We start from the raw sequence: 5972 nt of genomic DNA, 5'->3' as shown, positions 1-5972 counted from the left end.
GAGGGCCGACCAACCGTTTCCGTCGGCAAGGGATTGCCGACCTACGCCGCCGCCACTGTAGCGAAAAGCGCTTTAACCCAGCAGAGCCGGCTTGATCTCGGCCAGCCAGGTATCGATGCGCTCTTCGGTCTCGTCGCTCTGGTTTTCGTGGTCGATGACCAAACCGACGAACTTATCGTCGATGATCGAATTGGATTTCTCGAACGTGTATCCGTCGGTGGACCAGAAACCGACCACCTTGGCGCCGGCTTCGACGACGAAGTTGTACAGAAGGATCAGAGCGTCGACGAACTCGTGACCGTAGGCTTCCTGATCGCCTAGTCCGAACAGGGCCACGACCTTTCCGTTCAGATCCTTGCCCTCCAGTTTCGGCAGAAACTCTTCCCAGCTTTCGTCGCTACAGCCCGCGGAAAGGCCCGGCAGCTCGCCGTCGCCCAGGGTCGGGGTGCCGAGGATCAGCGCATCGTATTTGAGCAGGTCGTCGGGGCTGGCTTTCTTCACGTCGACGGGTGCATCCGCGGCATCGCCCAGTTTCTTGGCGATCGATTTCGCGACGCGCCGCGTGTTACCCGTGTCCGAGCCGAAAAATATACCGATCTTGTTGGCCATAAGGTTCCTCTATAAAAAACGCTGAAGCGCGTAACTGTTTGAGCAGAGCTCGTTGGTAAGGGATTGCCGATTTACGGCTAAACGGTCCTCACCCACCCCCTCCAAAGTTGCACAGGTATCTACGCAAGTTCCTACAGCCGTCATTCCGGCATGGATTGCCGGAATCCAGGACACATGGATGTGACCAGCCGTTGCCGTCCTTGGCTTCTGGCCCCCGGCACAAATTCGCGGGGAGCGAATTTGGACGTGTGGAGCACGGTCCGAAGGACAAGCCCCAAGGAAGGGGCGAGTACTCCCTGCCGGGGTGACGCCTTGTGTAGATATCTCTGCCCTAAGGGCAAAGGCTTGTTTAGGATTCTTAATGAGCAATCGCCACCCCGCTTTCGACGCCATGGGCAGCGCGGTCCTGTTCGATGGGCAGGGACGGCGCGTCCTGGGATTCGGGCTGGCGCAGCAGCGCGGCGCCGAGCACTTCGTCGATCCGGCGAACCGGAAGGATGCTGAGATCCTTTTTGACGTTCTTGGGAATCTCGGCCAGATCCTTTTCGTTTTCGTAAGGGATCACCACCGTCTTGATGCCTGCGCGATGGGCGGCCAGGAGCTTTTCCTTCAAGCCGCCGATGGGCAGTACCTCGCCGCGAAGGGTGATCTCGCCGGTCATCGCGACATCGGCCCGCACCGGAATATCGGTCAAGGCCGAGACCAGGGCGGTACACATGCCGATCCCGGCGCTGGGGCCGTCCTTGGGCGTGGCCCCTTCCGGCACGTGAATATGCATATCGCTGGCTTGATAGAAACCGGGAGAAATGCCCAGTTCGACGGCGCGGGAACGGGCCACGGTCATCGCGGCGCGGATCGACTCCTGCATGACTTCGCCCAGCCTTCCGGTATAGATCTGCTGGCCCGTGCCCGGCATGACGGCGGATTCAATGGTGAGCAATTCGCCGCCCACTTCGGTCCACGCGAGCCCGGTCACCTGGCCAACCCGGTCGGTCTCCTCGGCGCGGCCGTAACGGTAGCGCTGCACGCCCAGAAAATCTTCCAGGTTATGGTGCGTCACCACGCATTTCTTGGTTCCGGGTTTGAGCAGCAGATTCTTGACGACCTTGCGGCAAATCGTGGCGATTTCCCGTTCGAGGCTCCGCACCCCGGCTTCCCGGGTGTAATGGCGGATCATGGACTGCAAGGCAGAATCGGTGATCTGGATTTCATTTTCCCTAAGACCGTTCCGCTCGACTTGCCGGGGAACGAGATAGCGAGCGGCGATATTGATCTTCTCGTCGTCGGTATAGCCGGCGATGCGGATCACTTCCATACGGTCCAGGAGAGGGCCGGGGATGTTGAGGGTATTGGCGGTGGCGACGAACATCACCTCCGACAAATCGAAATCGACCTCGAGAAAATGATCGTTGAACGCGCGGTTCTGTTCGGGGTCCAGCACTTCGAGCAGGGCCGAGGCGGGATCGCCGCGCGAATCCATCGCCATCTTGTCGATCTCGTCGAGGAGGAACAAGGGATTGCGGGTCTTCGCCTTGGCCAGGTACTGAAGGATCCTGCCGGGCCGTGCGCCGATATAGGTGCGCCGGTGCCCGCGGATTTCGGCTTCGTCCCGCACCCCGCCCAGGGCCATGCGGACATATTTGCGGTTAGTGGTGCGGGCGATGGATTGGCCCAATGATGTCTTGCCTACGCCGGGCGGCCCGACCAGGCACAAGATCGGTCCCTTCGCGTTCCCGGCGCGCTGTTGCACCGCCAGGTACTCCAAGATGCGTTCCTTGACCTTGTCGAGGCCGTAATGCTCGGCCTCGAGCAGCGCTTCCGCCTGCTTCAGATCGAAGCGGGCCCTGCTGCGTTTTTTCCAGGGCAGGTCAATCATCCAATCGAGGTAATTCCGAACCACCGTCGATTCCGACGACATCGGAGGCATCCGCCTGAGCTTGTCCAGCTCGGATTCGGCCTTGGCGCGGGCGGCTTTGGGCATTCTCGCCTTGACGATCTTTTCCGCCAGCGCGTCGAACTCGTCGGGCGTCTCGCCCAATTCCCCCAGTTCCTTCCGGATCGCTTTCATCTGTTCGTTCAGATAATACTCGCGCTGGTTGTCTTCCACCTGCTGCTTGACTCGTCCGCGGATGCGCTTTTCCACCTCCAGGCGGTCGACCGTGCTTTCCATCGCCATGATCAGTCTTTCGAAGCGGGCGGCGATATCGACCGTTTCCAGAAGCGCCTGCTTGTCTTCGATCTTGAGAGCCATGTGCGCGGCGATGGTATCGGCCAGCCGGCCTGGCTCTGAGATATCCGGAAGAGCGTTTACGATTTCCCGCGGAATCTGATGATCGAGTTTGACATACTGGTCGAGAGCGCCGGTGACGATACGCATGAGGGCGTCCATCTCCGCGATGCTTAAATTGACTTGATCGTGCAGCGGCGCGACGAGGGCCATGTCATGGCTGTCGGCCACCTGATACTCCTTAATTCGGCAGCGCCTTGCGCCTTTGATCGACGCCTTCACGGTACCGTCCGGCAGCTTGAAAAGCTGATCGACCGCACACAGGGTGCCGGTTTCGTATAAGTCCGCGAACTCCGGCTCGTCGCATTTGGGGTCCTTCTGCGTCACGGCCAGGATTTTCTGGCCGGATTGCACGGCATCGTCCAGCGCCGCGATGGATTTCTCCCGCCCGACGAACAGGGTGACGACCATTTGCGGATAGACCACCACATCGCGCAAAGGCAGCACCGGAACGCGGTTCTCCGCAGGATGAACGTTGTCGGTCGATTCAGTTTCCACGATAAAAGCCCTCCAAACTATTAATCAGGCCCGTAAATACCCTCCTGGTCTTTCGGGTCGCCGCCCAAGCCGGTACGCGCTTAGGCCTAACTCACGCGGCTTGTCGCCGCGCCGGGTTGATAAGCCAAGACTCCGCTGGGCGGCTCAAGCCGACGCGCATTGCTTTTCTTCGGTTCGATAGACCAGATAGGGCGGGTTGTTGCCGCGCACCACGCTTTCGTCGACGACGGCCTTGGTCACCGACTCGTCGGACGGCAGTTCGTACATCGTGTCGAGCAGAACGTTCTCGAGTATGGTTCTGAGGCCGCGCGCGCCGGTCTTGCGCTCGATGGCGCGCTGGGCGATCAGCTTCAGGGCGTCGGAATGGATGTCGAGGTCGCAGCCTTCCATCTCGAACAGTTTTTGGTACTGCTTGACCAGGGCGTTTTTCGGCTCGGTCAGGATCTTGACCAGCGCCTCCTCGTCCAGCTCTTCGAGCGTCGCCACCACCGGCAGCCGTCCGACGAACTCGGGGATCAGGCCGTAACGGATCAAATCTTCCGCTTCGACTCCGGCTAAGATCTCGCCCACATTGCGGCGGTCCTCCTTGCTTTTCACCTCGGCGGAAAAACCGATGCCGCCTTTTTCGGAACGTGCCCGGATGGTCCTGTCGAGACCCGCGAACGCACCTCCGCAGATGAACAGAATGTTCGCCGTGTTGACTTGCAGGAATTCCTGCTGCGGATGCTTGCGCCCGCCCTGGGGCGGGATCAATGCGACGGTGCCCTCGATCAGCTTGAGCAAGGCCTGCTGCACGCCCTCGCCGGACACGTCGCGGGTAATCGAGGGATTGGCCGATTTGCGCGAGATCTTGTCGATCTCGTCGATATAGACGATGCCCGACTCGGCTTTTTGGACATCGTAATCGCATTTCTGCAAGAGCTTTTGGATGATGTTTTCCACGTCCTCGCCGACATAGCCGGCTTCCGTCAGGGTGGTGGCGTCGGCGATGGTGAAGGGCACGTTGAGGATACGCGCCAGGGTTTCCGCCAGCAGGGTTTTGCCGGAACCGGTAGGCCCTATGAGGAGGATGTTGCTCTTGGCCAGTTCGACGTCGTTTTTCCCGGCGTGGGCTTTGACGCGCAGCCTTTTGTAGTGGTTGTAAACCGCGACCGCGAGAATCCGCTTGGGTCTTTCCTGGCCGATGACATAGTCGTCCAATATGGCCTTGATTTCCTTGGGCGTGGGAAGCTTATCCCCACCATCGGAAGTACTTTCCAACTCCTCGCGCAGGATGTCGTTGCATAATTCGATGCATTCGTCGCAGACGAATACCGCCGGACCTGCAATAAGCTTTCTGACCTCATGCTGGGTTTTTCCGCAAAATGAACAGTAGAGAAGCTTTCCGCCTCTTTCCTTGCCGTTTTTTTCGTCGCTCATTGCTTTTACCCTCTTAGCTGGATGTTGATTCGGTCATGCCCGTGTCCGGCCGGCATGCCGCCTTTCGCGTCAAAGCTCGTCGCCAGGCCGATTCCGCTGGCTGAGTACGTTATCGATGAGGCCGTATCTTTTGGCGTCGTCCCCGCTCATGAAATTGTCGCGGTCGGTATCGGCCCGGATTTTTTCGATGGGCTGCCCGGTGTGCCTGGCGAGTATCCCGTTCAGGCGATCGCGGAGCGACAGGATCTCCCGCGCGTGGATATCGATATCGCTGGCCTGTCCCCGAAACCCGCCCAGAGGCTGGTGGATCATGATCCTGGAATGGGGTAGAGAAAAACGTTTCCCCGCCGCGCCGCCCGCCAGCAGCAAGGCGCCCATGCTGGCCGCCTGGCCTATGCACAGGGTGCTGACATCGGGTTTGATGAACTGCATGGTGTCGTAAATGGCGAGGCCTGCGGTGACCAACCCGCCCGGAGAATTGATGTAAAGGTGAATGTCCTTGTCGGGGTTTTCCGATTCCAGAAACAGCAGCTGGGCGATGATCAGGTTGGCCATGTAGTCTTCGACCTGGCCGACCAGAAAGATGACCCGCTCTTTCAGCAGCCTCGAATAGATATCGAACGCTCTTTCGCCACGCGGGGACTGCTCGACGACGATGGGCACCAAGCCGGCGGCGGCTGAAGGGGCATAGGTTTGGTTGGGCGAATGGTTCAAGGTCATGCTCTTGTCAGGTTGCCGGTCAATGGAGAGTACGCGGAATCGCCAGCCGGAAGGGCGCGATGGGCGCTTCGAAAGGCACCCCGTCGTCGGCCAGCAGCTGATAGCTGCCCTGCATGCTGCCCACCGGGGTTTCGATCATTGCCGAGCTGGTGTACTGAAACGCTTCGCCGGGGCGCAAATACGGATGCTCCCCCACCACGCCCTCACCGACGACTTCGATCGTCTTGCCGTTGGCGTCGGTAATCACCCAGCGTCGGCCGAGCAGCCTCGCCGGAACGGTGCCGGTGTTTTCCATGGTCACGGTGTAGGCGAATACGTAACGTTCTCCGTCGCGATGGGTTTCTTCTCCGAGATAAACGGTTTTAACGTCGACTTTGAGTTCGCGGATTCTGCTGGTCATAACGTCTCCATTTGTTCTTGGATCGATTGTCTTTCGGTG

Annotated in this window: 4 protein-coding genes and 1 pseudogene; all 5 read right to left on the bottom strand. The window is 59.6% G+C overall.

Features of this window, described 5'->3' with window-relative positions:
• Positions 1-72: 72 nt before the first annotated feature.
• Positions 73-609 (bottom strand): flavodoxin, encoded by a 537-nt coding sequence (locus ABJK70_RS18645; protein WP_086135380.1) that lies wholly within the window; start codon positions 607-609, stop codon positions 73-75.
• Between the two features lie 442 nt (positions 610-1051).
• Positions 1052-3394: pseudogene (lon, locus tag ABJK70_RS18640) on the bottom strand (endopeptidase La); the annotation flags it as partial.
• 144 nt (positions 3395-3538) lie between these two features.
• The gene (gene clpX, locus ABJK70_RS18635; protein ID WP_077729075.1) at positions 3539-4813 is read right to left on the bottom strand and encodes an ATP-dependent Clp protease ATP-binding subunit ClpX; all 1275 of its coding nucleotides are present in this window, start codon (positions 4811-4813) and stop codon (positions 3539-3541) included.
• A 69-nt stretch (positions 4814-4882) separates the two neighbouring features.
• The gene (gene clpP, locus ABJK70_RS18630; protein ID WP_347258740.1) at positions 4883-5533 is read right to left on the bottom strand and encodes an ATP-dependent Clp endopeptidase proteolytic subunit ClpP; all 651 of its coding nucleotides are present in this window, start codon (positions 5531-5533) and stop codon (positions 4883-4885) included.
• A 19-nt stretch (positions 5534-5552) separates the two neighbouring features.
• A complete protein-coding gene (apaG, locus tag ABJK70_RS18625) occupies positions 5553-5933 on the bottom strand; it encodes a Co2+/Mg2+ efflux protein ApaG (RefSeq protein WP_077729073.1) in 381 nt (126 codons plus the stop codon).
• Positions 5934-5972 lie beyond the last annotated feature (39 nt).

Origin of the sequence: Methylocaldum sp. (assembly GCF_039794385.1) — a bacterium.
Lineage (GTDB): Bacteria > Pseudomonadota > Gammaproteobacteria > Methylococcales > Methylococcaceae > Methylocaldum.
This window is presented reverse-complemented; position numbering and strand designations above follow the sequence as displayed.